This is a genomic window from Acidovorax sp. (genome assembly GCF_047607405.1).
In the GTDB taxonomy this organism is placed as follows: domain Bacteria; phylum Pseudomonadota; class Gammaproteobacteria; order Burkholderiales; family Burkholderiaceae_C; genus Acidovorax.
The window spans coordinates 1-24,306 of record NZ_JASGDA010000022.1; the positions used below are offsets into that span (position 1 = coordinate 1).

At 67.9% G+C, this 24,306-nt stretch carries 22 protein-coding genes and 1 pseudogene; 4 read left to right on the plus strand and 19 right to left on the minus strand.

Annotated features, from left to right (window positions below):
- A pseudogene (locus QM569_RS02940) lies at positions 1-644 on the plus strand (hypothetical protein); the annotation flags it as partial.
- Between the two features lie 48 nt (positions 645-692).
- Here QM569_RS02940 and QM569_RS02945 read toward each other — a convergent pair.
- From QM569_RS02945 to QM569_RS02955, 3 genes are all read right to left on the minus strand, one after another.
- Positions 693-1,592 carry an EamA family transporter gene (locus QM569_RS02945; RefSeq protein WP_414985731.1) on the minus strand — a complete coding sequence of 300 codons (900 nt, stop codon included), beginning with the start codon at positions 1,590-1,592 and terminating at the stop codon, positions 693-695.
- A gap of 19 nt (positions 1,593-1,611) precedes the next feature.
- Entirely contained in the window at positions 1,612-2,613 is a 1,002-nt protein-coding gene (locus tag QM569_RS02950) for a 2-dehydropantoate 2-reductase (protein ID WP_414985732.1), read from the minus strand.
- A 65-nt stretch (positions 2,614-2,678) separates the two neighbouring features.
- Positions 2,679-4,292, minus strand: coding sequence for an ABC transporter permease (locus QM569_RS02955; RefSeq protein WP_414985733.1), 1,614 nt, complete (start codon positions 4,290-4,292; stop codon positions 2,679-2,681).
- A 63-nt stretch (positions 4,293-4,355) separates the two neighbouring features.
- On the opposite strand from QM569_RS02955, the gene QM569_RS02960 reads away from it, so the two are divergent.
- Positions 4,356-5,420: an ABC transporter ATP-binding protein gene (locus QM569_RS02960; RefSeq protein ID WP_414985734.1), complete on the plus strand. Its 1,065-nt coding sequence runs from the start codon at positions 4,356-4,358 to the stop codon at positions 5,418-5,420.
- A gap of 67 nt (positions 5,421-5,487) precedes the next feature.
- On the opposite strand, the gene QM569_RS02965 is transcribed toward QM569_RS02960, so the two are convergent.
- The 13 genes from QM569_RS02965 to QM569_RS03025 all read right to left on the minus strand — a co-directional run bounded on the left by QM569_RS02965 (position 5,488) and on the right by QM569_RS03025 (position 20,668).
- Complete coding sequence (locus QM569_RS02965) at positions 5,488-5,904, minus strand: hypothetical protein (RefSeq protein ID WP_414985735.1); 417 nt, start codon at positions 5,902-5,904, stop codon at positions 5,488-5,490.
- A gap of 121 nt (positions 5,905-6,025) precedes the next feature.
- Positions 6,026-6,766 (minus strand): lysophospholipid acyltransferase family protein, encoded by a 741-nt coding sequence (locus tag QM569_RS02970; RefSeq protein ID WP_414985736.1) that lies wholly within the window; start codon positions 6,764-6,766, stop codon positions 6,026-6,028.
- A 77-nt stretch (positions 6,767-6,843) separates the two neighbouring features.
- Positions 6,844-8,136, minus strand: a complete 1,293-nt coding sequence (locus tag QM569_RS02975; protein WP_414985737.1) for a dihydroorotase — start codon at positions 8,134-8,136, stop codon at positions 6,844-6,846.
- Between the two features lie 74 nt (positions 8,137-8,210).
- Complete coding sequence (locus QM569_RS02980) at positions 8,211-9,173, minus strand: aspartate carbamoyltransferase catalytic subunit (protein WP_414985738.1); 963 nt, start codon at positions 9,171-9,173, stop codon at positions 8,211-8,213.
- A 2-nt stretch (positions 9,174-9,175) separates the two neighbouring features.
- The gene (gene pyrR, locus QM569_RS02985) at positions 9,176-9,691 is read right to left on the minus strand and encodes a bifunctional pyr operon transcriptional regulator/uracil phosphoribosyltransferase PyrR (protein WP_414985739.1); all 516 of its coding nucleotides are present in this window, start codon (positions 9,689-9,691) and stop codon (positions 9,176-9,178) included.
- Entirely contained in the window at positions 9,688-10,110 is a 423-nt protein-coding gene (gene ruvX, locus QM569_RS02990) for a Holliday junction resolvase RuvX (RefSeq protein ID WP_414985740.1), read from the minus strand. Before ruvX ends, pyrR begins: the two co-directional genes overlap by 4 nt.
- Positions 10,107-10,706, minus strand: a complete 600-nt coding sequence (locus QM569_RS02995; RefSeq protein WP_414985741.1) for a YqgE/AlgH family protein — start codon at positions 10,704-10,706, stop codon at positions 10,107-10,109. The genes ruvX and QM569_RS02995 overlap by 4 nt, the downstream gene beginning before the upstream one ends.
- Before the next feature lie 90 nt (positions 10,707-10,796).
- Positions 10,797-16,775 carry an Hpt domain-containing protein gene (locus tag QM569_RS03000; protein ID WP_414985742.1) on the minus strand — a complete coding sequence of 1,993 codons (5,979 nt, stop codon included), beginning with the start codon at positions 16,773-16,775 and terminating at the stop codon, positions 10,797-10,799.
- Positions 16,776-16,829: 54 nt separating this feature from the next.
- Positions 16,830-19,109: a methyl-accepting chemotaxis protein gene (locus QM569_RS03005; protein WP_414985743.1), complete on the minus strand. Its 2,280-nt coding sequence runs from the start codon at positions 19,107-19,109 to the stop codon at positions 16,830-16,832.
- Positions 19,110-19,130: 21 nt separating this feature from the next.
- Positions 19,131-19,658, minus strand: a complete 528-nt coding sequence (locus QM569_RS03010; protein ID WP_414985744.1) for a chemotaxis protein CheW — start codon at positions 19,656-19,658, stop codon at positions 19,131-19,133.
- Between the two features lie 15 nt (positions 19,659-19,673).
- Positions 19,674-20,039, minus strand: coding sequence for a response regulator (locus QM569_RS03015; RefSeq protein ID WP_010459520.1), 366 nt, complete (start codon positions 20,037-20,039; stop codon positions 19,674-19,676).
- Positions 20,039-20,437 carry a response regulator gene (locus tag QM569_RS03020; protein ID WP_414985745.1) on the minus strand — a complete coding sequence of 133 codons (399 nt, stop codon included), beginning with the start codon at positions 20,435-20,437 and terminating at the stop codon, positions 20,039-20,041. Before QM569_RS03020 ends, QM569_RS03015 begins: the two co-directional genes overlap by 1 nt.
- 57 nt (positions 20,438-20,494) lie before the next feature.
- Positions 20,495-20,668 carry a rubredoxin gene (locus tag QM569_RS03025; RefSeq protein WP_414985746.1) on the minus strand — a complete coding sequence of 58 codons (174 nt, stop codon included), beginning with the start codon at positions 20,666-20,668 and terminating at the stop codon, positions 20,495-20,497.
- A 94-nt stretch (positions 20,669-20,762) separates the two neighbouring features.
- Here QM569_RS03025 and thiD point away from each other — a divergent pair, with 94 nt between their 5' ends.
- Together thiD and hemL are read left to right on the plus strand one after the other, a co-directional pair.
- Positions 20,763-21,719 (plus strand): bifunctional hydroxymethylpyrimidine kinase/phosphomethylpyrimidine kinase, encoded by a 957-nt coding sequence (thiD, locus tag QM569_RS03030; protein WP_414985747.1) that lies wholly within the window; start codon positions 20,763-20,765, stop codon positions 21,717-21,719.
- Positions 21,703-23,019: a glutamate-1-semialdehyde 2,1-aminomutase gene (gene hemL / locus QM569_RS03035; protein WP_414985748.1), complete on the plus strand. Its 1,317-nt coding sequence runs from the start codon at positions 21,703-21,705 to the stop codon at positions 23,017-23,019. Before thiD ends, hemL begins: the two co-directional genes overlap by 17 nt.
- Positions 23,020-23,188: 169 nt before the next feature.
- On the opposite strand, the gene QM569_RS03040 is transcribed toward hemL, so the two are convergent.
- The 3 genes from QM569_RS03040 to QM569_RS03050 all read right to left on the minus strand — a co-directional run bounded on the left by QM569_RS03040 (position 23,189) and on the right by QM569_RS03050 (position 24,022).
- Positions 23,189-23,317, minus strand: a complete 129-nt coding sequence (locus QM569_RS03040) for a toxin-antitoxin system HicB family antitoxin (protein WP_414985749.1) — start codon at positions 23,315-23,317, stop codon at positions 23,189-23,191.
- A 72-nt stretch (positions 23,318-23,389) separates the two neighbouring features.
- Positions 23,390-23,728 carry a HigA family addiction module antitoxin gene (locus tag QM569_RS03045; protein ID WP_414985750.1) on the minus strand — a complete coding sequence of 113 codons (339 nt, stop codon included), beginning with the start codon at positions 23,726-23,728 and terminating at the stop codon, positions 23,390-23,392.
- Between the two features lie 12 nt (positions 23,729-23,740).
- On the minus strand, positions 23,741-24,022 hold the full coding sequence (locus tag QM569_RS03050; RefSeq protein WP_414985751.1) for a type II toxin-antitoxin system RelE/ParE family toxin: 282 nt from the start codon (positions 24,020-24,022) through the stop codon (positions 23,741-23,743).
- Positions 24,023-24,306: the final 284 nt, after the last annotated feature.

Genomic DNA, 24,306 nt, shown 5'->3' on the forward strand with positions numbered 1-24,306 from the left:
GGCTGCGCCGCCCGCCGCGCCCCGGCGCCGCTGCGCAGCCGTGGATGGCGGCGGCCCTGGTCGCCCTGGGCGGCACGCGCGGCGGCTTCACGCTGGCGGCGGTGCTGGGCGTGCCGCTGGCGCTGCCGGACGGCGCGGCGTTTCCGGCGCGCGATCTGCTGGTCTTTCTGTCGGCGGCGGTCATCGTGCTGAACATGCTGCTGACCAGCCTGACGCTGCCGTGGCTGGCGCGCCGCCTGGCCCCGCAGCAGTGCGGCCACCAGAGCCGCGAGGCCGCATGGGCACGCCGGCGCGCGGCCCTGGCGGCGCGGCGCGCACTGGCTGGCGTGCAGCCCGCCGATGGCCCGTCGCCGGTGTTCAGCGCCGTGCGCGAGCGCATCGACACCGGCTACCAGCACCGCCTGCAGCTGGCCGCACCCAAAGACACCGCCAGCCACTGCGAGGCGCTGCGCGCGCTGAGCCTGGAGGCGGCCCTGAGGCTGGATGCGCTGCAGGCCGAGCGCGACGAACTGCACGGGCTGCGCCGCTGCCACCGCATCAACGACGAGACCCTGCGCCAGCTCACGCTGGAGATCGACCTGATCGAGTCGGTGTTGCGCACCCATCTGCCCGGGCTGCCGCAGACCGGGCGCGCCGGGGCATGATCGGCGGTCCCAGGAATCACAGCCAAAACAGGCTCCAGCGCTTATCCATCAAGCGCCAGCAGCTACTGTTTTTGTAGTACCCGCCGCTGTTACCGCCGTGCCCATGGATGCCGCCATGATGCAGCCTATGGCGAGCCACTGCAGGGCCGTCAGGTGCTCGCCCAGCAGCGCCATCGCCAGCAAGGCCGCCACGGCGGGCTCCATGCTGATCATGATGCCGAAAGCGCCCTGGGGCAGCCGCTTCAGGGCCATCATCTCCAGCGAGATCGGCACGGCGCTGGAGACCGCCGCCACCACCAGCCCCGCCGCCAGCACGGCGGGCGACAGCAGCGCGGCGCCCGCATGCGCCGCACCGACCGGCACGACCACCAGCGCCGCCACCAGCAGCCCCAGCGACACCGATTGCCCCGCGTGCAAGTGCCCCGCACGCTTGCCGAACACGATGTACAGCCCCCAGAACACGGCGGCGGCTACCGAGTAGAGCACGCCCGCCGGGTCGAGCGTGCTGCCGGTCAACCCCAAACCTGGCTTGAGGGGCAGCAGCATGCCCAGCCCCGCCACGGCCAGCGCCACCCAGACGAAATCCACCGCCCGGCGCGACGAGCCGATGGCGACCGCCAGCGGCCCCGCGAACTCGATCGCCACGGCCAGGCCGAAGGGCAGCGTGCGCAGCGACATGTAGAACATCAGGTTCATGCCCCCCAGCGCCGCGCCGTAGCAGGCCAGAGCCTTGGCATCCGCACGCGAAAGCCGCCAGCGCCAGGGCCGCCACAGCAGCAGCATCAGCACCGCCGACAAACCCACGCGCACGGCGGTGGTGCCCTGCGCCCCCACGGCGGGGAACAGCCACTGCTTGGCCCATGAGGTGCCGATGCCGAGGGCGGTGACGGAGCCGAGGACGGCAAGGAAGGGGATGAATCGTTGGAAACCAGGCGCAGCAGCAGTCATGCAGGAAATATAAGCGGGCCTAGATTCCGAGCGCGGCCCGCATCTGCGCCCCGGTCAAGCGCTGGCGCGGCCCGCCGAGCAGTTCGCACATCCTGGCATTGAGCGGCGCGGCCATGCAGTGCGCGGCGGCCAGCCGCACCACCGCGCCGCTGAGGGCGTCGATCTCCGTCACGCGCCCGGCTTCCAGGTCGTCCCACATGGACGAGCGGGCCTGCGCGTCGATCTGCAGCATACGCCGCGCCAGGCGCGTGAACAGCGCGTTGGGCAGGCGCAGCAGGTGCGGCAGCAGCGCGGGCGACACGGCGGTGAGCTGGGCGGGCGCGATACCAGCGCGCGCCATCACACGCAGGGCCTCGGACTGCAATGCGGCGAACACGCGGCGGCAGTCGCGGTCCATCAGCTCCTCGCGCAGCGGCAGGTTGGACAGCGCGTTGACCGGGTTGTTGAGGTTGATCAGCAGCTTGCCCCACTGCACGGCGCGGATGTCCGCAGGCAGCACCGTGGCCAGCCCCGCCGCGTTGAACACGGGCAGCAGCCGCTCGGTCACCGCGTTGCGCTGCAACTGCACCTGGCCCGCCGTGGCGCGGTGTACGTGCGCGCCGCGCAGCACCACGTTGTAGGGCACCATGCCTGCCAGCACGTTCAGGCCCGGGGCCAGCGCGGTGACGCGGGCCACGTTGTCCACGCCGTTCTGGAGCGAGATGACGGGCGTGCCGGGCGCGCAGGTGGCCGCCAGCTCGCGTGCCGCCGATTCGGTGGCGCCGCTTTTCACGCACAGCAGCACCACGCTGCCCGCGCCGGGCGCGGCCTCGGCCAACGTGGGGGCCAGGCGCAGGGCGGTGGACGGCACCTGGCGGTCGAAGCCGTCCAGGTCAGTCACCTTCAGGCCGTGCAGCGCGATGGGCTCCAGCGTGTGCGGTCGGCCCACCAGACAGACCGGCTGGCCGTGGGCGGCCAAGCGACCGCCCACATAGCAGCCGATGGCGCCTGCGCCGAGGATGATGAATGACTGCTGCTCCATGCGCTTGCGTCCTTTTCCGTTCAGGGATGGTGCATTGTGCGGGGCGTGGGACTTCAGCTGGAAACCTACCGGCTGCGCAGCGTGCGGCTCAAAAGGATCACGGGCACCAGCCCCACGGCCACCAGCGCCAGCGACGGCAGCGCCGCCTCGCCCAGCCGCTCGTCGCGCGCCAGTTGATACGCCACCACGGCCAGGGTGTCGCTGTTGAAGGGGCGCAGCACCATGGTGGCGGGCAGCTCCTTCATCACATCGACAAACACCAGCAGCGCGGCAGCCGCGGTGGAGCGCCTGAGCAGCGGCCAATGCACCCGCGCCAGCAGGGCCACGCTGCCCGCGCCCAGCGTGCGGGCCGAGGCGTCCAGGTTCAACGGGATGCGCGCATAGCCGCTTTGCACCGACTGCAGTGCCACGGCGCAAAACCTCACCAGGTACGCCCACACGATGCCGCAGGCCGTGGCCGTGACCAGCGCGCCCACGCCCCACTGCGGTCGGGCCGCCTGCAGCCAGCCCACGGGCAGCAGCACGCCCACCACGATGACCGCGCCCGGCACGGCGTAGCCGATGCTGGCAAGCTGCACCACGCCGCGCGTCACGGCGTCCGGCTGGCGGCGCACGGCGAAGGCCAGCGCCAGCGCCACGGCCACGGCCAGCAGCGCGGTGATGCCGCCCAGGCGCACGCTGTTCCACGTCCATTCGACGAAACGCTCCCAGGGCAGCACGGACCAGTCGGCTGCCAGCGGGCGCAGCATGAAGCACACCGGCGCCACGAAGCCCATGACCACCGGCACCGCACACACCGCCCACGCGGCCCAGCGGTGCGCGCCCTGCAGCCGCACCGGCTGCGCCTCCGCCGAGCCCGCACGCCCGCCGCCGGTGGCAAAGCGCATGCGCTTTTGCGCGCGGTGCTCCAGGTGCAGCAGCGCCAGCACCACGGCCAGCAGCATGGTGGCAAGCTGCGCGGCGGCCAGCCGGTTGTCCATGGACAGCCAGGCCTTGTAGATGCCGGTGGTGAAGGTCTGGATGCCGAAGTAGCTGGAGACGCCGAAGTCCGCCAGGGTCTCCATCAGCACCAGCGCCACGCCCGCAGCCACCGCCGGGCGCGCCAGCGGCAGCGCCACAGCGCGGATGCGGCGCGGCAGCGGCGCGCCCAGCAGGCGCGCGGCTTCCATCAGGTGCGCGGCGCGCTCGCCCAAAGCCGTGCGCGCCAGCAGATAGACGTAGGGGTACAGCGCGAAGATGAACACCCAGATGGCGCCGCCCAGGCTGCGCACCTCGGGCAGCAGGCGGCCTTCCAGCCCGAAGGCGCTGCGCAGGCCCACCTGCAGCGGGCCGCTGAACTGCAGGAAGTCGGTGTACGCATACGCCGTGACGTAGGCGGGCATGGCCAGCGGCAGCAGCAGCAGCCATTCGAAGGCGCGTCGGCCCGGGAAGTCGAACAGCGTGACGGCCGCCGCCGCGCCCGTGCCCACGATGGCCGCGCCCAGGGCCACGAACAGGCTCAGCCACAGCGTGGTCCACACGTAGGTCGGCAGCACGGTGGACGCCATCTCGCGCAGGATGTCGCCCGCCGTGGCGTCGCCGTGGCCGATGGGCAACCACGAGGCCAGCACCGCCAGCACCGGCAGCGCCAGGAAGCCCGCGAACAGGATCAAGGGAATGGAGCGAGAGGCGAGGCGCAAGGCGGAGATGGGCAAGGATGCAAATGCGAATTCTAAGCATTCACCCCCCTAGAATCGGCGCCTATGTTTCTGGAAGTCTCCCAACTCGAAGTGCGCTACCCGGGCCGCGCACAGCCCGCCGTGCAGGGCGTCTCGCTGGGCCTGGGCGCGGGCGACATCGGCGTGCTGATCGGCCCCTCGGGCTGCGGCAAGACCACGCTGCTGCGCGCCGTGGCGGGGCTGGAGCCGGTGTCGGGCGGCCAGATCCGCATGGCGGGGCAGGTGGTGGGCAGCGCCGCGCACAGCGTGCCGCCCGAGCAGCGGCGCATCGGCATGGTGTTCCAGGACTACGCGCTGTTCCCGCATCTGAGCGTGGGGCGCAACGTGGCCTTCGGCATCCACCAGCTTCGCAAAGCCGAGCAGGCCGCGCGCGTGGCCGAGGTGCTGCAGCTGGTGGGCCTTGCAGGCAGCGAGCAGCGCTTTCCGCACGAGCTGTCGGGCGGCCAGCAGCAGCGCGTGGCGCTGGCGCGGGCGCTGGCGCCGAGGCCGCAGCTCATGCTGCTGGACGAGCCGTTTTCCAACCTGGACGTGGAGCTGCGCGAGCGCCTCGCGCACGAGGTGCGCGGCATCTTGAAGGCGGCGGGCGCAACGGCGCTGTTCGTGACGCACGACCAGCTCGAAGCTTTCGCCATCGGCGATCAGGTCGGCGTGGTACACGAGGGCCGCCTGCACCAGTGGGCCGACGCCGCCACCCTGTACCAGCGCCCCGCCACGCGCTTCGTGGCGGACTTCATCGGCCACGGCGCCTTCGTGCCCGCCACGCTGGTGCAGCGCGGCGACCAGGTGGTGGCGCAGACGCCGCTGGGCGATCTGGCCGACCTGGCCGAATGCCCCCAGCCCGGCAGCTACGCGAGGGGCGAATGCGACGTGCTGCTGCGCGCCGACGACGTGGTCCACGACGACGCGGCGCCCGTGCAGGCGCAGGTGGTGCGCAAGTCGTTCCGGGGGGCGGCGTACCTGTACACGCTGCAACTGGCCAGCGGCCACACGGTGCAGGCCCACGTACCCAGCCGCCACGACCATGCGCCGGGCGCATGGATCGGCATCCGCGCGCGGGTGGAGCACCTGGTGGCGTTCCCGCGCGCTTGATGGATTTTTAAGCCAAATTGGCCGCTAGCGCTTGTGCAGCAAGCGCCAGCAGCTATCTTTATGATAGTTACTTGGCTTTGCGCGGCAGGCCGCCCAGCGTCTCGGGCAGCGCGGCCTTCAGGCTTTGCACGGCGATGGCCTGGCCCAGGCTGGCCTGCTCCATCTGGCGGGCGGCTTCTTCCATCTTCTTGCCCGCGGCTTCCAGGCCCGCAGTGTCGATGTTCACCTTGCCGCCGCCGGGCGTGTTCATGCCGATCGAGGCCGTGGCCCCGGCCATGCCGCCTACGGGCGTGAAGAGCGAGCCCAGGGCGGCGATGACCACCCCGATGACGATGGCCGCGATGACGACCACCGCCGGAATGGCGGCCAGCACCGTGGCGTAGCGGGTGAACAGGGTGGCTACGTCGGTGGCCTCAGCGTCGATGGCGGCCCAGGTCTCCCGGGGCTGCAGAAGAATGTTCTTGACGCGTTCGATCAGGTTCATGCTTGGTGCCTCCCGACAGTGGAACGAAGGCTGCGAACGATAAAGGAGCCTGCGTACACTGAACAGGGGTGACGCTGTAGCCGACCGTGAAATAAGCCCGGCTCTGGCCCGTTTCAGCGAGTCACCCGCTCTGGCGCAGGCCGTCCACCGTGGCCTGCAGATGCTGCGCCCAGGCGCGGCGGTCGCGGCCCTGGGCGGTTTCGGGCGTGCCGTAATGCACCACCGCCTCGATGGGCGGCGCGCTCAGGGTGCGCCAGATGGAGCCGACCAGCGTCTCGTCACCGATGTAGCTGGGCGCGAAGCTGGTCGCCCTGCTGGCCTGGTCGGCAAAGCGCAGGCCCACGGGCTGCACGGGGGCCTGGGCGGCCACCGCCGCCTGGATGAGGTTGGCATGAAAGGGCAGCATGGCGCGGCCGTCGCCCGTGGTGCCTTCGGGGAACACGGCCAGCACCTCGCCGCGCGCGAGCGATGCCTGCATCTCGCGCACCATGCGCAGCGCGTCGCGGCGCGAAGTGCGCTCGATGTACAGCGTGCCCGCAGCGGTGGCCAGCGTGCCGATCAGCGGCCAGCCCCGCACGTCCGACTTGGAGATGAAGCGGCAGTGGCGCGCCGCGTGCAGCACGGGAATGTCGAGCCAGGAGAGGTGGTTGGCGACCAGCAGCACCGGCCCCGCCACGGGCGGCTGGCCCACGATGCGCAGGCTGATGCCCGCGTGCGCCAGCAGTTGCAGCGACCACGCCTGCACGTGTGCGTGCTGCTGGTCCGGCGGCAGCGCCGGGAAGCGCAGCGCCACGATCCACAGGCCCTTGGCAATGTGGCCCAGCAGGCGCAGCAGCCGCCAGCTGGCGCGCAGGGGCTTCATTTCAGTGATCCATGGTGCTGCGCGCCACCCGCAGCACATGCAGCTGGCGCGGCTCAGGGGGGTGTTGCCGTCTCATCTCATCGGTCGAAGGCGACCTGGCCGCCGACCAGGGTGGTGCGCACGCGGCCCGGCAGCTCGTAGCCGGAGAACGGCGTGTGCTTGCCCTGGCTGGCCAGCGCCGCGCCATCGACCGTCCAGGTGGCTTGCGGGTCGAGGATGCACAGGTCGCCCACGCCGCCTTCGACGATCTGGCCCACGCTGGCTTGCAGCGTGCCCAGGGCGCCGCCCAGCACGCGGGCGGGTTCGGCGGTGACCACGGCCAGCGCGCGCTGCAGGGGCACGCCGCTGTCTTGCGACCACTTGAGGGCCAGGCTCAGCAGCAGCTCCAGCCCCGTCGCGCCGGGCTCGGCTTCGGCGAAGGGCAGCGTCTTGGCGTCTTCATCGACGGGCGTGTGGTCGGACACCAGCGCGTCGATGGTGCCGTCTGCCAGCGCGGCGGACAGCGCCTCGCGGTCGCGCTGCTGGCGCAGCGGGGGCGACAGGCGCGCGCGGCTGTCGAAGAAGCCGATGTCCACGTCGGTCAGGTGCAGCGAGTTGATGCTCACGTCCGCCGTCACGGCCAGGCCGTTGGCGCGGGCAGCGCGCAGCAGCTCTACGCCTGCGCTGCTCGACAAGCGGCACAGGTGTACGCGCGCGCCGGTGGTCTTTTGCAGCTCGAAGATGGTGTGCAGCGCGATCGTCTCCGCCGCCACGGGCACGCCCGAGAGGCCCAGGCGCGTGGCCAGCGGCCCGCTGGCGGCCACGCCCTTGCCCAGGTGCATCTCCTGCGGGCGCAGCCACACGGTGTAGCCAAAGGTGGCGGCGTACTGCAGCGCGCGTTGCAGCACCTGGGTGCTGGCGAGCGGCACGTCCGCCTGGCCGAAGCCCACGCAGCCGGATTCGGTCAGCTCGGCCATCTCGGTCAGCACCTCGCCCGCGAGGCCGCGCGTGAGTGCGCCGAGCGGGAACAGGCGCGACTGGTGCAGTTTCTCGGCGCGGAACTTCAGCATTTCGACCAGGCCCGGCTCGTCGAGCACGGGGTCGGTGTCGGGCGGGCAGACGAGGCTGGTGACGCCGCCCGCGACGGCTGCGGCCATTTCGGATTCGAGCATGCCTTCGTGCTCGTGACCTGGCTCGCGCAGGCGCGCGGCCAGGTCCACCAGGCCGGGCAGCACGATGCAGCCACTGGCGTCGATGGTGCGGCTTGCCGCAAAGCCTGGCGGCACGCGGTTCACGCCCACGATGCGGCCTGCGGCCAGGGCGATGTCGCAGGTCTGGTCAAGGCCGGAGCGGGGGTCGATCACGCGACCGTTCTGGATCAGGATTTTCATGGTTTCAAGCCAAATTGGCCGCTAGCGCTTGCTGGACAAGCACGAGCAGCTATGAAAACAGGAGTAGATGATCATCACGCCTCGTTCCCGGCGACGATGGACATGACGGCCATGCGCACCGCGATGCCGAAGGTGACCTGGGGCAGGATCACGCTCTGCTTGCCATCCACCACGGCGGAGTCGATCTCCACGCCGCGGTTGATGGGGCCGGGGTGCATCACGATGGCGTCGGGCTTGGCAAGCCGCAGCTTCTCGGGCGTGAGGCCGAAGCTCTTGAAATACTCCTGGCTGGACGGCAGCAGCGCGCCGCTCATGCGCTCGTTCTGCAGGCGCAGCATGATGACCACGTCCGCGTCCTTGATGCCCTCTTCGAGCGTGTGGCACACGCGCACGCCCATCTGCGCCATGTCGCCAGGCACCAGCGTGCGCGGGCCGACCACGCGCACCTCAGGGCAGCCCAGCGTGGTCAGGCCGTGGATGTCGGAGCGCGCCACGCGCGAGTGCAGCACGTCGCCCACGATGGCGACCGTGAGGTTGCTGAAGTCCTTCTTGTAGTGGCGGATGGTGTACATGTCGAGCAGCCCCTGCGTGGGGTGCGCGTGCCGCCCGTCGCCCGCGTTGATGACGTGGACGTGCGGCGCCACGTGCTGCGCGATGAGGTAGGGCGCGCCCGATTCGCTGTGGCGCACCACGAACAAATCCGCCGCCATGGCCGAGAGGTTGGCGATGGTGTCGAGCAGCGACTCGCCCTTGCTGGCCGAGCTGCGCGCGATGTCGAGGTTGATCACGTCCGCCGACAGGCGCTTGGCCGCGATCTCGAAGGTGGTGCGCGTGCGCGTGCTGTTCTCGAAGAACAGGTTGAACACGCTCTTGCCGCGCAAGAGCGGCACCTTCTTGACCTCGCGGTCGTTCACCGAGACGAAATTGGCCGCCGTGTCGAGGATGTGCGTGACGATGTCGCGCGGCAGCCCTTCGATGGAGAGCAGGTGGATCAGCTCGCCGTTGCTGTTGAGTTGGGGGTTGCGCTTGTGCAGCACGTTCACACCTCTTTGATCTGGAATTGGAAGCTGCCGTCATCGCCGCGCGCCAGGGCCAGCGACTGCGACGCGGGCAGCGCCTCGCGGGCGGCGGCAAAGTCGGCCTGCACGGGCAACTGGCGCCCGCCCCGGTCCACCAGCACGGCCAGGCGCACGCTGGCGGGGCGGCCGTAGTCGAACAGCTCGTTGAGCACCGCGCGCAGGGTGCGGCCGGTGTAGAGCACGTCGTCGAGCACCAGCACGTCGGCGCCGTTCACGTCGAAGGGCAGTTGCGTCTGCGCGCTGGAGGCGAGCCCGCGCTGGGCGAAGTCGTCGCGGTGCAGGGACGAGGACAGCACGCCGGGGGCGCCCGGCAGGCCCAGGTCTTTCTGCAGTCGCTCGGCCAGCCACGCGCCGCCCGATGTGATGCCCGCGAGCTGGGTGGTGGCCGTGAGCATGCTGCGCACGCCGCGCAGCAGCTCGCGGTACAGGGCCTCGGCGTCGAGCACGAGGCTGCCGGGGGATGAGGGGGTGGTCATGGGAGATTCCTCAGGAACTGTTCCAGGATGATGCAGGCGCTGGCGGCGTCGGCGTCTTTTGCGCCGCCCGCAATGGCCTCGGTGGTGCTGTAGCGCTCGTCCACCTCATAGACCGGCAGGCCGAAGCGCCCGCGCAGCTGGCGGCCGAATTTGAGCGCGCGCGCAGTGTTCTCGTGGCTTGCGCCGTCGGGATGGTAGGGCACGCCGATCACCAGCGCGTCGGGCTGCCAGTCCTGGATGCGCTGGGCGATCAATGGAAAACGTGCGTCGCCCTCGGCCTTGATGGTGGCCTGCGGCGTGGCGTTTTGCAGCAAGCGATTGCCCGACGCTACGCCGGTGCGTTTCTGGCCGAAATCGAAAGCAAGAAAGGTCTGGAAATGCGCAGGTACAACGGGGGGCTGTGCGGGCACGCCGGTCATGCGTGACCCGCCTCGGGCGACAGCATCCAGGTTTGCAGGCCCAGCAGCGACAGGGCCCGGTCGTAGCGCTCGGGCACGGGGGTGTCGAAGATGACGGACAGATCAGCCCCCACGGTGAGCCAGGCGTTTTCGGCCAGCTCGGATTCGAGCTGCCCCTCTCCCCACGACGAATAGCCCAGCGTGACGAGCACGCGGCGCGGGCCCGCGCCGGTGGACAGGGCTTCGAGCACGTCCTTGGACGTGGTCATCTCCAGCCCGCCGGGGATGGTCATGGTCGATGCGTAGGCGGATTCGTCGGCCTCGGCCGTGTCGATGAACATGGGTTCGTGCAGCACGAAGCCGCGCTCGGTCTGCACCGGGCCGCCCTGGAAGACGGGCTCGCGGGTCAGGTCCCCGCGCCGCAGGGACAGGTCCACCTTGTCGAACAGCCCCTTCAGGGTGATGTCGGTGGGCTTGTTGATGATGAGCCCCAGGGCACCGCGCTCGCTGTGCTCGCACAGATAGACGACGCTGCGCGCGAACGAGGCATCTTCCAGGCCGGGCATGGCGATCAGGAAGTGATGCGTCAGGTTGATGGGCGCGGAATCAGAGGACATTCCGCAATTTTAGGGTAACGCTCAACAGGCCCCGAAGAAATGGAGGCGCCTGGACACTGGTCGGTATCCAGGCGCGCGTGGCGGCACTTGTCAGGCCGCCGCTTCCTCGGCGGCACCGGCGGCCAGGCGGGCGTAGTGCTGGACGAGGCTCAACAGTTCCTCTTCCGAGTACGGCTTGCCCAGGTAGTGGTTCACACCCAGCTCCGTCGCGTGCTCGCGGTGCTTTTCGGCGATGCGCGAGGTGATCATGATGATGGGCAGATCACGCAGGGCAGCGTCGGCGCGGATGTTGCGCGCCAGGTCGAAGCCGTCCATGCGGGGCATTTCGATGTCGGACAGCACCACCGTCGGGCGCTCTTCCTGCAGCCGCTCCAGCGCCTGCAGGCCGTCTGCCGCCAGCGCCACGCGGTAGCCTTCGCGCTGCAGCAGGCGCTGGGTGACGCGGCGCACGGTGATGGAATCGTCCACCACCAGCACCAGCGGCACCTGGCTCGGGCCCGCAAGCTGGGGCGACACCAGCGCCTTGCCAGCGCCGACATCCGCGCCGCTTTCGGCATCGAGGACGGCCGGCAGGCCCGCGCTGACAGCGCGCACCTGCTCGCCATACACCGTGGACAGCGCCACCGGGTTGTAGATCAGCACGACGGCACCCGAGGCCAGCACCGACATGCCTGCCAGGCCGGGCAGGCGGGACAGTTGCGGGCCCAGGTTCTTCACCACGACTTCCTGGTTGCCCAGCACTTCGTCCACGTGCATGGCAATGCGCTGCGATGCGCTGCGGAAGATCACCACGGGACGGGTCTTGCCCGCAGGCTCGCTGCTGCGCGCGGATGCCTGCAGCAACGCGCCCGACCAGAAGAACGGCAGTTTTTCAGTTCCGTCGTCGAAAGTGCCGCTGCGGTAAGCCGCTTCCAGCTCCTGCGCGGACACGCGGCGCACGATCTCGACCACGTTGGCGGGTACGCCGATGGCGAGGTCGCCCGCACGCAGCATCACCACCTGCGTCACGGCAGTGGTCAGCGGCAGCACCATGCGGAAGGACGCGCCCCTGCCGGTCTCGGTCGAAGTCTCGATGCGACCGCCCAGAGCGTTGATTTCGGAACGCACCACGTCCATGCCGATGCCCCGGCCTGCGAGCCCCGTCACTTCGGACGCGGTGGAGAAGCCCGGCATGAAGATCAGGTTGGCGGCGTCCGCGTCGCTGAGTTCCGCACCGGGCGCAACCAGGCCTTGCGCCAGCGCCTTCTCGCGGATGCGGGGCAGGTTCAGGCCCGCGCCGTCGTCGCGGAACTCGACCGACACGTCGTTGCCCTCGTGGCGCAGATCGACGGTGATCGTGCCGATGGCGGGTTTGCCCGCCACAGCGCGCACCTGGGGGTCTTCGATGCCATGGGCCACGCAGTTGCGCAGCAGGTGCTCGAAGGCCGGTGTCATGCGGTCCAGCACGCCGCGGTCCATTTCGATGGAGCCGCCGGTGATGTCCAGCTTGATCTGCTTGCCCGTCTCCTTGGACGCCTGGCGCACCACGGCGTACAAGCGCTCGGCAATGCCCTCGAACTCCACCATGCGGGTGCGCAACAGGTCGCGCTGCAGTTCACGCGCCTGGCGGCCCTGGGCAATGAGATCGTCTTCCGCACCTTCCATGGCGCGTTGCAGGTTGCGCTGCACGGTGGCCACGTCGTTCACCGACTCGGCCATCATGCGCGTGAGCTCCTGCACCCGGGTGAATCGGTCGAACTCCAGCGGATCGAAGCCCGCTGCCGAGTCCTTGGACAGCGCCAGGCGCGACTGCATCTGCGACTCGGCCTGTACTTCGATGTCACGCAGCTGCTGGCGCAGGCGGTCCAGGTTGTCCGACAGATCGGACAGCGAAGCGCGGAATTGCCCCATGCGCGCATCCAGGCGCGAGCGGCTGATCATCACCTCGCCCGCCTGGTTCACCAGGCGATCCAAAAGCTGCGCACGCACGCGCACCGATTGGTTGGCCGCCACGCGCAGCGGCGCGAGTTGCGACGGGCCGGGCAGGCGGACTGCGGCAGTGGCTGCGGCCTGCACGGGAGCAGCCACCGGCGCGGCGTTGGAAGCGGCTTCGGCCACCGGCGCACCGACGGGCAGAGAGACCAACGTGTCCGCAGGGCTCTGGCCGATGGCGCGCAGCGCCTCGAAGTTCGCCTGCAGGCCGTCGAAGCTGGCCTGCAGGGGCTCGATCTGGTCGGGCGTGACCGTTTCCGCGTCGAGGTGCTCGATGGCCGACTCCAGTCGGTGGGCCATTTCACCCAGGCGCATGGCACCGGCAAGCCGCGAGCTGCCCTTGAGCGTGTGCAGCGCGCGCAGCACTTCGCTGCGGGCGCCCAGGTTGTCGGGGCGCGAGGCCCATTGGCGCAGGGCGCCGCCGAGTTGCGGCAATAACTCGGTGGCCTCTTCCTCGAAAATCGGGAACAGGTCCGGGTCGATCACGTCGATGGCATCGATGTCATCGTCCACGTCCGAGGACATGGCGACGGCATGGGCGATCGCATCGTCCACCGCCTGGTCGTGGTCATGCACCACCACCGACAGCGCGGGCGCGACGTGGCCCATCACGACAGGTGCGGAAATGGGCTCGGGCGATGGCTCTGCGAACGCTGGCAACTCGGCGTCGGGCCAGGGCTGCGCCGCGTCCACCGCGCCCATCGCCAGGGCCGCCTCGGCATCCTCCTCTGGTGGCGACAAGGTGTTCTCCACCTCGGCTTCCAGAATCTCGCGCAAGCGTTCCAGCACCTCCGGGTTCGGGTCCTTGAGAAAGCCTGCCGCGAATTGGTGCAGCAGGCGGCGGATATCCTCCGCCGCCGCCATGGCGGTCTGCGCCTGTTCCGGCGTACCGCCGGACTGGAGCTGCACGTGTTGCAGGGCATGCTCCAGGGAGCGGGCCAGGTCGGACAGCGCCGCGAAGCCCACGGTCGCGGAACTGCCGGCCAGCGAATGCGACAGCGCGACCGCCAGATCCGGCAGGGGCTCGTGCAGTTCCAGGGACCATTCCTGCAGGCTGGTCACCAGGCGCCGCGACCATTCGTCGGCTTCGTTCAGGTAAACGTTGTACAGCGGAATGGGAATGCGCAGTGAGTCGATGACCTTGACGGCCTCGTCTTCGCTGACAGTTTCTTCAGGAAGCTCCGGCTCTGGCGCCTGTTCCACAAACAGGGGCTGGGGCCCGGGCTCCGCCACTTGCACGGGAGAATCCATGGACTGAGCAGGTTCGACCTCCTCCACGGGCTCCAGCAGCTTCTCTACTTCGGCAAAATCTCCATCCGCGAACGGCTCCTCGGTTGCCACGGCAACAGATTCCAGGTCGGGCAATTCGAGGTCCAGGACAAAATCAGTGCTGGAGGTGTCCGCTGCAGGCGGCTCCTCGGGCTGCATGCCATTGACCGCGTCCGCGAAGACGGAGAAGTCGATCTCTTCGGCCATTTCGGGCACAACATGGCTTGCCGAAGCACCCGCCTCTCCTTCAGGCTCGTGCTCCGAGATCTCCGTCGGCGCGAAGTCCGGCATCGCCAATTCTTCTTCCACCCCATCCGGCTGTTCTTCCACGGTCGCGGGCAGTGGCATGGCGCCGTCGGCGAAAGGCAGAGCCAACGGCACCAGCGTGCCATCCAGGCGCATGGCATCCGCCGACTTGCAAAATGCGTCAGGCTGCCAACCCGTGGCCTGGCCCGCAGCGATGTCATCGGCCCAGCGACCGAAAGCCTGCAGCGCATCGGACGACAGCTGCTGCAAACCTGGCTGCATGGGCTTTTGCTCCGCCAGCCAGGCATTGAGAACCTGCTCCATGGACCAGGCAGCTTCGCCAAAGTCGTTCAGGCCCACCATCCGCGAACTGCCCTTGAGGGTATGGAACGCGCGACGCAGCGTGGTTTGCTCGCTGAGGTTGCCGGGCTCATCCTTGAGCACATCCAGGGCCGCAAGGCCATTGCCCACGACTTCCCGGGCTTCTTCCAAGAACACTTCGAGAAGTTCGTCCTCGACTTCAGGCGCCTGAGCCGCAGCCACCGGCACTGCGATGGAGGGCACGGCTTGCGACACCAGGGCGGGGGCCTCGACGATCGCCTGCAGCTGCGGCTGCGGCGCGGTCTCAGGCGCGGCGGCGCCGGGAAGCACCGTGGGGAAATCGGGCAGTTCGGGCAAGGTGCCGAAATCCGTGGGCTCGCTGAGCTGCTCCGGCTCGGGAAAACGCGGCAGCACATCGGGCAGGGGAACCGCCGCCCGTTCTTCGAGCTTGGTGGGCACTTCCTCCACCGCGTCCGAGGCGCGCGTGCGCCCTCTGCCGGTGAGGATGCGCAACTCGCCCAATTCCTCGTCGAACACGAACAGCTTGCGCGCCATCGTGCGCTGGTAGCTGAGCATGTCGATCAGGAAGCCCAAGGCTCCCAGGCTGTTGCCCAGCTTTTCAAAAACACCCTGGCGGTCGGGCTCGGGCACTTCGTTGATGAGCAGCCGGTCCACCATGTCCCGCATGCGCACCACGGCGAGCGATGCCTGGTCGAGACCCAGCACCGAGAGCACGCCGCGCATCTGCGCCAATTGGCCGGGCACTGGCGCCAGCACGGTCGTGTCCTGCGGGTTGCGGAAGAACTGGTCGAGGGATTTCTCGGCCTCGCCCAGGGTGACTCGCAGTTCATCCACCACGCTGCCCATGGTCTGGTTGTCGCTGACCCTGCGGTACAGCTCTTCCATCCACTGCTCCAGCGGTTCGGGTTCGGCGCCAGACACCACCGCATCCAGGCGTTCGGCGAGGCGGTTCGCACGGGCCTCCATCTGTTCGTCGGCCGTGTCCAGCTCCTCGAAAGCCGCCTGCAGGTACAGGACCGATGTGGCCACCTCCATGGCCAATGCGGCTGTCGGCGGCTCCCCCGAACGGGCGGTGGCATCCATGGCGCGCGTCAGTGCCAGCGCCAAAATTTCGCTGCCAGGATGCAGTTTGCGCAACGAATCGCAAACCAGGCTGAACTGGTCGATCGCGGGCTTGAGCTTGTTGCGGTCGCCGCCCGCCAGGCCGGACCAGGTTTCGGTGGCCGCAGCAATGCGCTTGCGTGCCTGGGCCAGCAGGGCGGGATCGAAGCGCCCAAATCGGGCCGATTCGTATTCGACGGGCTGGAAGCGGTCCAGCGCAAAGGCGTGGCGCACGGCCTTGAGCGAAGGCATTTCGTGGGCCGATGCTTCCGAGGGCTTGGCTTGCGAGCAGAAGAACAGCAGGTCCTGGACCAGCCTGTCCGCGATCGTGCCGTCGCCCTTGGCGAGGGTCGCGTACTGCATGAGCACGCGCGAAGCCACGCGCTTGACGTACAGGTCCGGCTTCAGCAGGCCGGAGCCGAACGCCTCGAAGAAACCCGCGCAAATCTTCCAGAAGGCGCGCGACTGGCGGTCCGATTGGGCCGCCACGAAACCCAGCGAGGTGTCGCGCAGGCTGAGCGCAGCCTTCAGGTCGCCGGTCTTGACGATGCGCAGCACCGCCGAGTCCAGGCGCGCTCGTGCCTCGGGCCCGTAGGGCAGCGGGGCAGCGGACACCGCTCCTTCCGGCTCGCGGAATCGGCGCTCCACCGGCCATAGGTCTGCAGGATGAACGCGCTCGGCTCCCGCGAGCGCCTGGGCGTCGCGGTATTGCGGAAACAGTGCCACTGGCGATGCGGCCTTGCCGGCCAACACCGTTTCCAGGTATTCGATCAACGCGAAACTGGCGCGCTCGATCACTGCGGCAGCTTCGTCGCTGCAGGTTTCGGGGCGCTGCACGAACTTCTGCACCGCAGACTCCATGGCCCGCAGCACCAGCGCGGGCGGGCCCATGCCCACCATCTCCAGCGCACCGCATGCCTGGTGCAATTGCTGGCGCGCTATGCGCAGCGATCCGGCATCCAGGGCGGCAAGATCGGATTCGCGGGCGGCTTCCGCATCACGAACAAAACGGCGCATGGCCTTGACAGCGCCGTCCAGCGACTTGCGCAGCTCGTCCAGCACCCATGCCAACGGACCCAGGTCCTGATCCCCCTGAGTCCACTCTGCGGCCGGTGCATTTTTGGCATCAATAGATGACATGTATTCGTCCCCGGCTGCTATGAGCCAGCTGGTTGATGGCTATCGTGCGTCGTGTCAGGCGATCTTGAACCGTGCGACCGACTGGCGCAATTCCTCGGCCATGTGCGAGAGCTCGCGCACCTGCTGCGCTGTGGTGCGGGTACCTTCACCCGTCTGCTCGGTCACAGCGAAGATGTGCTGGATGTTGTCGGCCACTTCGTTGGCCAGGACGGCCTCCTTGGAGGTCGAAGACGAAATCTGCTCGATAAGCTCGGCAAGGCGGCGCGACACGCGGTCGATCTCGGTCAGCGCGGTACCGGCGCTGTCGGACAGGCGCGCCCCTTCCACCACACCCTGCGTGGAGCGCTCCATGGCGGCCACGGCATCCTGGGTGTCGGTCTGAATGGCCTTCACGAGCGCCGAGATCTGGCGCGTTGCGTCCGCCGAGCGTTCGGCCAAGCGCTGCACTTCTTCCGCCACCACAGAGAAGCCGCGACCGGCTTCACCGGCGGACGCGGCCTGGATGGCGGCGTTCAGAGCCAGCACGTTCGTCTGCTCCGTAATGTCGGAAATCAGTTCGGTGATTTCACCGATCTCCTGCGACGATTCGCCCAGGCGCTTGATCCGCTTGGAGGTTTCCTGGATCTGGTCGCGGATGGAGTTCATGCCGCCGATGGCGTTCTGCACGGCTTGCAGACCCGAGTCGGCCGCCTGCAGCGATTGGCGGGCCACGGTAGCGGACTCTTGCGCCTGCGTGGACACCTCGTTGATTCGGGTCGCCATGTTCAGAACGGACTGGCCGGTTTCGCGGATCTCGCGCAGTTGCTCGGTCGATGCCGCCAGCAGCTCCGTGGACGTGGTGTCCACCTGCGCGGTCGTCTGCGCCACGCGGGTGGCCGTGTTCTGCACGCTGCCCACCAGTTGGCGCAGCTCTTCCACCGTGTAGTTCACCGAGTCGGCGATGGCGCCGGTGATGTCTTCGGTCACGGTGGCCTCTTGCGTCAAGTCGCCTTCGGCAACCGATTGCAGTTCGTTCATCAGCCGCAGAATGGCGGCCTGGTTCGCGTCGTTGACACGCTTGGCCTCCTGCTCCTGGCGGCGGGCGTCCCGCTGCTGAAGTTCGGCAGCCGTCTGGCGGCTGCGGCTGTCCAGCAGTTGCACGCGCGAAATGCCCACCCCGCAAAGAATCACGAACAAGCCAGCCAGCACCAGAGCCGCCAGTTGCCCGCCGCCCACACCCGTCTGGGCGGAGAGCTTGCTTTGCAGGCCTTCCAGCTGGCGGCGCAGCGGCTCGCTGTCGGCAATGATCGCGGTCTGCGCCTCGCGGGCGGACACCAGGCCCTGCAGGTTGCCCAGGATGGCGCTGGCCTGCGTGCGGGTCTGCTCATAAAGCTTGATCAGGGCTTCCAGTTGTTCGCGGGTCTGGGCGTCCTTGGTGGCGCCAAGGCGCAGTTCAGAGCTGCCGTCCAGCAACCCCTGGGCGATTTCCTTGAACGAGTTCAAGTCCTTGCCCAGCAGGAACACGGCCTCGGGGCTCACGCCTTCCATGGTCTGGAATTCGTTGGCCGACTTGCCGATACGCTGCGTCAACATCACCAATTGGCCAGCGGCAGAGATTTCCGCAGCCGGGGCACCCTGCTGAAGCTTGAGCGACGAGATCGTTTCGGCGACTTCCAGCAGGTCGGACGACTGGCGGTTGATGGTGCGCAGGGCGTCCCCCACCTGGGTCAGAATCTTTTGCTGGCCCATCACCACGCCAGCATTGCGTTCGGCCCGCTCCATCAGCGGCGTGATGGCGTCCAGGTCGGGCTTGTAGGGCTCACCCAGCGACTCCACGCCCAGTTCGCTGTCGCCAGCGTTGAGCGCGCGCACATTGCGCGCCAGCACGCCGGAGCTTTCGACCACGTCCGGGAAGGCCTGCGGACTGCCCACCAGCGCCTGCGACACCGACTTCGCCAGGCGCTGCGACTGCATGAGCGACTGGCCGGTAGAGGCCAGTTGCTGTGCGGAGCGGTCGGCCTGGCGCAGCACCCACGCCGCGATCAAGGCCAGCACGATCACGCCAATGGCCAGCAGCCCGAGCAAGCGGCGCTGATGCGCGGCGGCGGTGGCGCGGCCCAGCAGGGGCAGGGAAATCAGGTCTTCATCGACCTCGGACTCGGCGAGCTCGGGGCGGTAGGCATCGGGCTCCCCCTGAACGCTGTTCATGGCGTCCACCTGGTAGGACTCGCTCAGATGCACAGCTTCCAACGAGTCGGTAGCCAGAAGATCCTGCCCGTTGTCGTCGGCAGCGACATCGACCGGAACATCAGGCTTTCGGTTGAACAGTTTTCCAAATTGATTGACGACGGACATGGTGCGGCCTTACAGAAAAACTCAAGCACTGATGCTCAGGAAAGCGGGATGTTGGGACAGGATTTGCAGGTTCAGCTCCTGCCAGCGCGTGCCACCGGAATCGATGTAGGTGGTGCCGAAGAACGCGGGCGAGTCCTCGGCAGGGGGCTCTGACGACACAAAGGCGTCGGTACCGCGCAGGCCCGCGAGCCTGTCCACCAGCAGCGCGGCATTGACTTCGAGCGCAGCGTTGAACGCCAGCAGGCTGGCCTCCGACAGCGCCTGTTCGGTGCGCGGCACCTCGAAGCCCAGCAGGCCCGCGAGATCGACCACCCCCACCAGGCTGCCGCGCAGGTTGGCGACGCCGAGGAACCAGCGCTGGGTATAGGGCACGGCCTGGACGGAGCCCCAGGGGAAGATCTCCCCCGATTGCCCCAGCGGCAGCAAATAGAAATTCCCGGCGGACTCCACAGCCAGCCAGGATGAGACGGAGGTTGCCTCGGTGCGTGCGGCCTGAAGGCGGCTGGCAAGCCGAGTCTGGAGCTCTCGCAGGGCTTCGCGGTTGGCCATGAGCGCGCCGCTGCCTCAGTTCAGGGCGTCGATTTTGGCCTGCAGTTCGGCAGGGTCCACGGGCTTGGTAATGTAGCCGCGCGCACCCTGACGCATCCCCCAGACGCGGTCGGTTTCCTGGTTCTTGCTCGTACACATGATGATGGGCACGTCGGCATACAGCGGGTCACGGGTGATGGCCCGCGTGAGCTGAAAGCCGTTCTGGCCGGGCATCACCACGTCCATGAGGATCAGGTCGGGCTTTTCTTCAGCCAGGCGGCGGAAGGCTTCATCGGCATTTTCTGCGGTACGCACCTGCATGCCTTTTTTCTGAAGCAGGTCGGTCAAGAACATCAACTCGGTCTTCGAGTCGTCAACGACCAGTACTTTCTGAATGGGCATTACATCGCTCCTTGATGGGAATTACCAAACCGCTGCACGGCCTGCAGCAGTTGGTCTTTGGTAAATGGTTTGGTGAGATATTCCTGGCAGCCGACCATGCGACCGCGCGCCTTGTCGAATACGCCGTCCTTGGACGACAGCATCACCACCGGAGTATCTGCAAAACGGGCATTGCGCTTGATGATGGCGCAGGTCTGATATCCGTCGAGCTTGGGCATGAGAATGTCGCAGAAAATCAGTTGAGGCTGATAATCGTTGACCTTGGCCAGGGCGTCGAAACCGTCGTCGGCCAGCAGGACTTCGTGCCCGCCCTGCTTGAGAAATATCTCGGCACTGCGGCGGATGGTATTGCTGTCATCCACCACGAGCACCTTGAAAGATGTGCCTGTTGTAGTCAATTGATACTGCTCCCGATGGAAAAACAAACAACGCTGCGGCGATGCGGCAAAAGCGTCTCAAATCTGAACCATCTCGAAATCTTCCTTGCGGGCGCCGCATTCGGGGCAGGTCCAATTCATGGGAACCTGTTCCCAGGGCGTGTTGGGCGCGATGCCGTGCTCGGGCGAACCCGCAGCCTCGTCATATATCCAACCGCAAATCAAGCACATCCAGGTTTTAGAGTCGGTCACAGCTTAAAGGGCCTTCACATAGAATGCAACGATTGTATCTAGTCATCTCCGGGTGCCCCGGCCTCGGCGCCACCCTTGCAGCAGGATCGGGTCCATGACCGGCAAAGCATCCACTCCCTCCCCAGAAATCACCGACATCGACGACGACGGCGCCGAAGACGCCAGCCCGGCATGCGTGCTGGTCTTCAATGCCAGCGACCCCTGCGGCGCGGGCGGGCTGACCGCCGACATCACCGCCATCGCCTCGGTCGGCGGCCACCCGATCGCGGTGGTCTGCGGCGCGTATTCCCGCGATACGGCGCAGATTTTCGACCACTTCAGTTTCGACGACGAGGCCGTGTCCGAACAGGCGCGCGCGGTGCTGGAAGACCTGCCGGTACAGGCCATCAAGGTCGGCTTCGCGGGCAGCCCCGAGAACCTCAGCGCCATTGCCGAAATAGCGACTGACTATGACGAAATACCAGTGATAGCCTACATGCCCAACCTTTCCTGGTGGCGCGACGAGCTGATCGACGAGTACCTGGACGCCTTCCGCGAACTGCTGCTGCCGCAGACCTCGGTGTTGGTTGGAAACCACAGCACCCTGTGGCGCTGGCTGCTGCCGGACTGGAGCGGCGAGCGCAGCCCCACGGCCCGCGACATCGCCCGCGCCGCGTCCGAGATGGGCGTGCCCTACACCCTGGTCACCGGCATCCCCCTGCCCGAGCAGTTCGTGGAGAACGTGCTCGCCTCGCCCCAGACGGTCTTGGGCAGCGGAAAGTTCGAGCTGTTCGACGCCACCTTCTCCGGCGCGGGTGACACGCTCTCGGCCGCGCTCACCGCCCTGGTGGCCGCAGGCGCAGACCTGGGCGAGGCCACCAGCGAGTCGCTGAGTTACCTCGACCGCTGCCTGGACGCGGGCTTTCGCCCCGGCATGGGCCACATCGTGCCCGACCGCATGTTCTGGGCCCAGCCCGACGAGGACGAGGCCGAAGAAGACGAACAACTCCCCATCGACGAGACGCAAGCCATCGAAGGCTTCGTGATGCCACCCCATGACACCAAGCACTGACACCGACCGCAACATCCCCCTGTTCGAACGCGCCAAGGCGCTCATCCCCGGCGGCGTGAACTCGCCCGTGCGCGCCTTCAAGGCCGTGGGCGGCACGCCCCGCTTCGTCCAGCGCGCGCAAGGCGCCTACTTCTGGGACGCGAACGGCAAGCGGCACATCGACTACATCGGCTCCTGGGGCCCGATGATCCTGGGCCACGGCCACCCCGCCGTGCTGGAGGCCGTGCAAAAGGCCGCGCTCGACGGCTTCAGCTTCGGCGCGCCCACCGAGCGCGAGGTGGAGCTGGCCGAAGAAATCATCCGCCTCGTGCCGTCCACGGAGATGATCCGCCTCGTCAGCTCCGGCACCGAGGCGGGCATGAGCGCCATCCGCCTCGCGCGCGGCGCCACCGGGCGCAACAAGCTGATCAAGTTCGAGGGCTGCTACCACGGCCATGCCGACGCGCTGCTGGTCAAGGCCGGGTCGGGCCTGGCCACCTTCGGCCACGCCACCAGCGCGGGCGTGCCGCCCGAGGTGGTGCAGCACACCATCGTGCTCGAATACAACAACATCCCGCAGCTCGAAGAAGCCTTTGCGCTGCACGGCCCCGACCTCGCCTGCCTGATGATCGAGCCCATCGCGGGCAACATGAACATGGTGCGCGCCAGCGTGCCCTTCATGCGCCGCTGCCGCGAACTGTGTACGCAGCACGGCGCGCTGCTGGTGCTGGACGAGGTGATGACGGGCTTTCGCGTGGCGCTGGGCAGCGCGCAGAGCATTTATGCGAAGGCCATTCCCGGCTTTCAGCCCGACCTCACGGTGCTCGGCAAGGTGATCGGCGGCGGCATGCCCCTGGCGGCCTTCGGCGGGCCGCGCGCCATCATGGAGCACCTGGCGCCGCTGGGCGCGGTGTACCAGGCGGGCACGCTGTCGGGCAACCCGGTCGCCACGGCCTGCGGCCTCGCCACGCTGCGCGAGATCCAGAAGCCCGGCTTCTTCGACGCGCTCTCCGCCGCCACGCGCTCGCTGGTGGAGGGCCTGGCCAGCGCCGCCGCCGCCGAGGGCGTGCCCTTCAGCGCCGACTGCGAGGGCGGCATGTTCGGCTTCTTCCTGCTGCCCGAGCTGCCGCAGAACTACGCCCAGGTCTTGCATACCGACGGCGCGCGCTTCAACACCCTGTTCCACGGCCTGCTGGATCGCGGCATCTACATCGCGCCCGCGCTGTACGAGGCAGGCTTCGTGAGCGCGGCGCACACGGCGCAGGACATCGCCGCCACCGTGGCGGCCGCGCGCGAGGTGTTCAAGGAACTACAAAAATAGGAGCTGCTTGCGCCTGTCTTGCCTTGGTTTCAGGTAGTTTTCAGTCTGAAACCCAGGCGCATCAGGCGCTGGCAGCTCACATTGCAACAACGCTGCTCGCCACTCACACCCACAATCCGAGCCGTGGAACACGGCCCAGCCAACGCTTCAACGACCGGGCGCACCACCATCACCCACCCGCCCCGCGCCACAGCCACGGCCTGGCGATGAACTGGTTGACGGAGATGTGGTCGCGCGCAGCCAGTTCCTTGATCTTCTGGTGTACGGAGTCGGGCAGGCGGATGGTCAGTGCGGTCATGGCTGCGGTTCCTTGGGATGGATGTAGCGCCGGAGAACGCCGGAACAAGCCCCGCGATACTGACCACGGCGGTCATGCGAGGCCGTGCGCCACCTCGCCCTCGGTGGCATCGCGCGGACGCACTTGCCTGGCGATGGTCTTTCCCACCGCCAGGGTTGTCGTCCTGAGGTCGTAGGCCGCCTGCATGTTGATCCAGCCCTGGGCGTCTTCCTCGCTGCCGCCAAAGTAGCGCGACAGCCGCAGGGCCGTATCCGCCGTGACGCCGCGCCGCTCCAGCACGATGTCGTTCACACGCGAGGCCGGCACGTGCAGCAGCTTCGCCAAGGCATTGGCGCTCAAGCCCAGGGGCTTCATGTAGTCCTCGCGCAGGACTTCGCCAGGGTGTACGGGGCGCATTCCGTTCTTGAACATGTGGGCCTCCTTTCAGTGGTAATCGACGATTTCAACGTTCCTCGGGCCTTCGGGCGTCCAGACGAAGCACACGCGCCATTGGTCGTTGACGCGGATGCTGTGCTGGCCTTCGCGGTCGCCCTTCAGTGCCTCAAGCCGGTTGCCGGGCGGCATTTGCAGGAACATCAGGGTCGGCGCGGCATCCAGTTGCGCAAGCTTGCGGATCGCCACGTCCTTGACGTTGGCAAAGCGGCGCGACCTGCCCGTGGTGAACAAAGCCTGGGTGTCCGCGCAATTGAATGAGACGATGGCCATCGCTGCATATTATTTACCGATAAACGGTATGGCGCAACGGCAGCCTGCCGGTGCCCGCAGCGACAGCACTGGCCTGAACGAATGTTTCAAAAAAGATAGCTACCAGCGCTTGATGCACAAGCGCTGTAGGCCGATTTCTTTAAGAATTCTTCGGCTTCCCACCCGCCCCGCGCCGCAGCCACGGCTTGGCGAACACCAGCGCATAACCGGCCACCGACAGCCAGCCGAACCACAGCAGCGGCCCAATCTGCCAGCCCGCGGCGGCAATGCTGGCGGCGAAGGAA

Bases quoted from the DNA above. Each gene is read 5' to 3' on its own strand.
- QM569_RS02945 (WP_414985731.1), bottom strand. From the start codon at position 1,592: ATGACTGCTGCTGCGCCTGGTTTCCAACGATTCATCCCCTTCCTTGCC.
- QM569_RS02950 (WP_414985732.1), bottom strand. From the start codon at position 2,613: ATGGAGCAGCAGTCATTCATCATCCTCGGCGCAGGCGCCATCGGCTGC.
- QM569_RS02960 (WP_414985734.1), top strand. From the start codon at position 4,356: ATGTTTCTGGAAGTCTCCCAACTCGAAGTGCGCTACCCGGGCCGCGCA.
- QM569_RS02965 (WP_414985735.1), bottom strand. From the start codon at position 5,904: ATGAACCTGATCGAACGCGTCAAGAACATTCTTCTGCAGCCCCGGGAG.
- QM569_RS02970 (WP_414985736.1), bottom strand. From the start codon at position 6,766: ATGAAGCCCCTGCGCGCCAGCTGGCGGCTGCTGCGCCTGCTGGGCCAC.
- QM569_RS02975 (WP_414985737.1), bottom strand. From the start codon at position 8,136: ATGAAAATCCTGATCCAGAACGGTCGCGTGATCGACCCCCGCTCCGGC.
- pyrR (WP_414985739.1), bottom strand. From the start codon at position 9,691: ATGACCACCCCCTCATCCCCCGGCAGCCTCGTGCTCGACGCCGAGGCC.
- ruvX (WP_414985740.1), bottom strand. From the start codon at position 10,110: ATGACCGGCGTGCCCGCACAGCCCCCCGTTGTACCTGCGCATTTCCAG.
- QM569_RS02995 (WP_414985741.1), bottom strand. From the start codon at position 10,706: ATGTCCTCTGATTCCGCGCCCATCAACCTGACGCATCACTTCCTGATC.
- QM569_RS03000 (WP_414985742.1), bottom strand. From the start codon at position 16,775: ATGTCATCTATTGATGCCAAAAATGCACCGGCCGCAGAGTGGACTCAG.
- QM569_RS03005 (WP_414985743.1), bottom strand. From the start codon at position 19,109: ATGTCCGTCGTCAATCAATTTGGAAAACTGTTCAACCGAAAGCCTGAT.
- QM569_RS03010 (WP_414985744.1), bottom strand. From the start codon at position 19,658: ATGGCCAACCGCGAAGCCCTGCGAGAGCTCCAGACTCGGCTTGCCAGC.
- QM569_RS03015 (WP_010459520.1), bottom strand. From the start codon at position 20,039: ATGCCCATTCAGAAAGTACTGGTCGTTGACGACTCGAAGACCGAGTTG.
- thiD (WP_414985747.1), top strand. From the start codon at position 20,763: ATGACCGGCAAAGCATCCACTCCCTCCCCAGAAATCACCGACATCGAC.
- hemL (WP_414985748.1), top strand. From the start codon at position 21,703: ATGACACCAAGCACTGACACCGACCGCAACATCCCCCTGTTCGAACGC.
- QM569_RS03040 (WP_414985749.1), bottom strand. From the start codon at position 23,317: ATGACCGCACTGACCATCCGCCTGCCCGACTCCGTACACCAGAAGATC.
- QM569_RS03045 (WP_414985750.1), bottom strand. From the start codon at position 23,728: ATGTTCAAGAACGGAATGCGCCCCGTACACCCTGGCGAAGTCCTGCGC.
- QM569_RS03050 (WP_414985751.1), bottom strand. From the start codon at position 24,022: ATGGCCATCGTCTCATTCAATTGCGCGGACACCCAGGCTTTGTTCACC.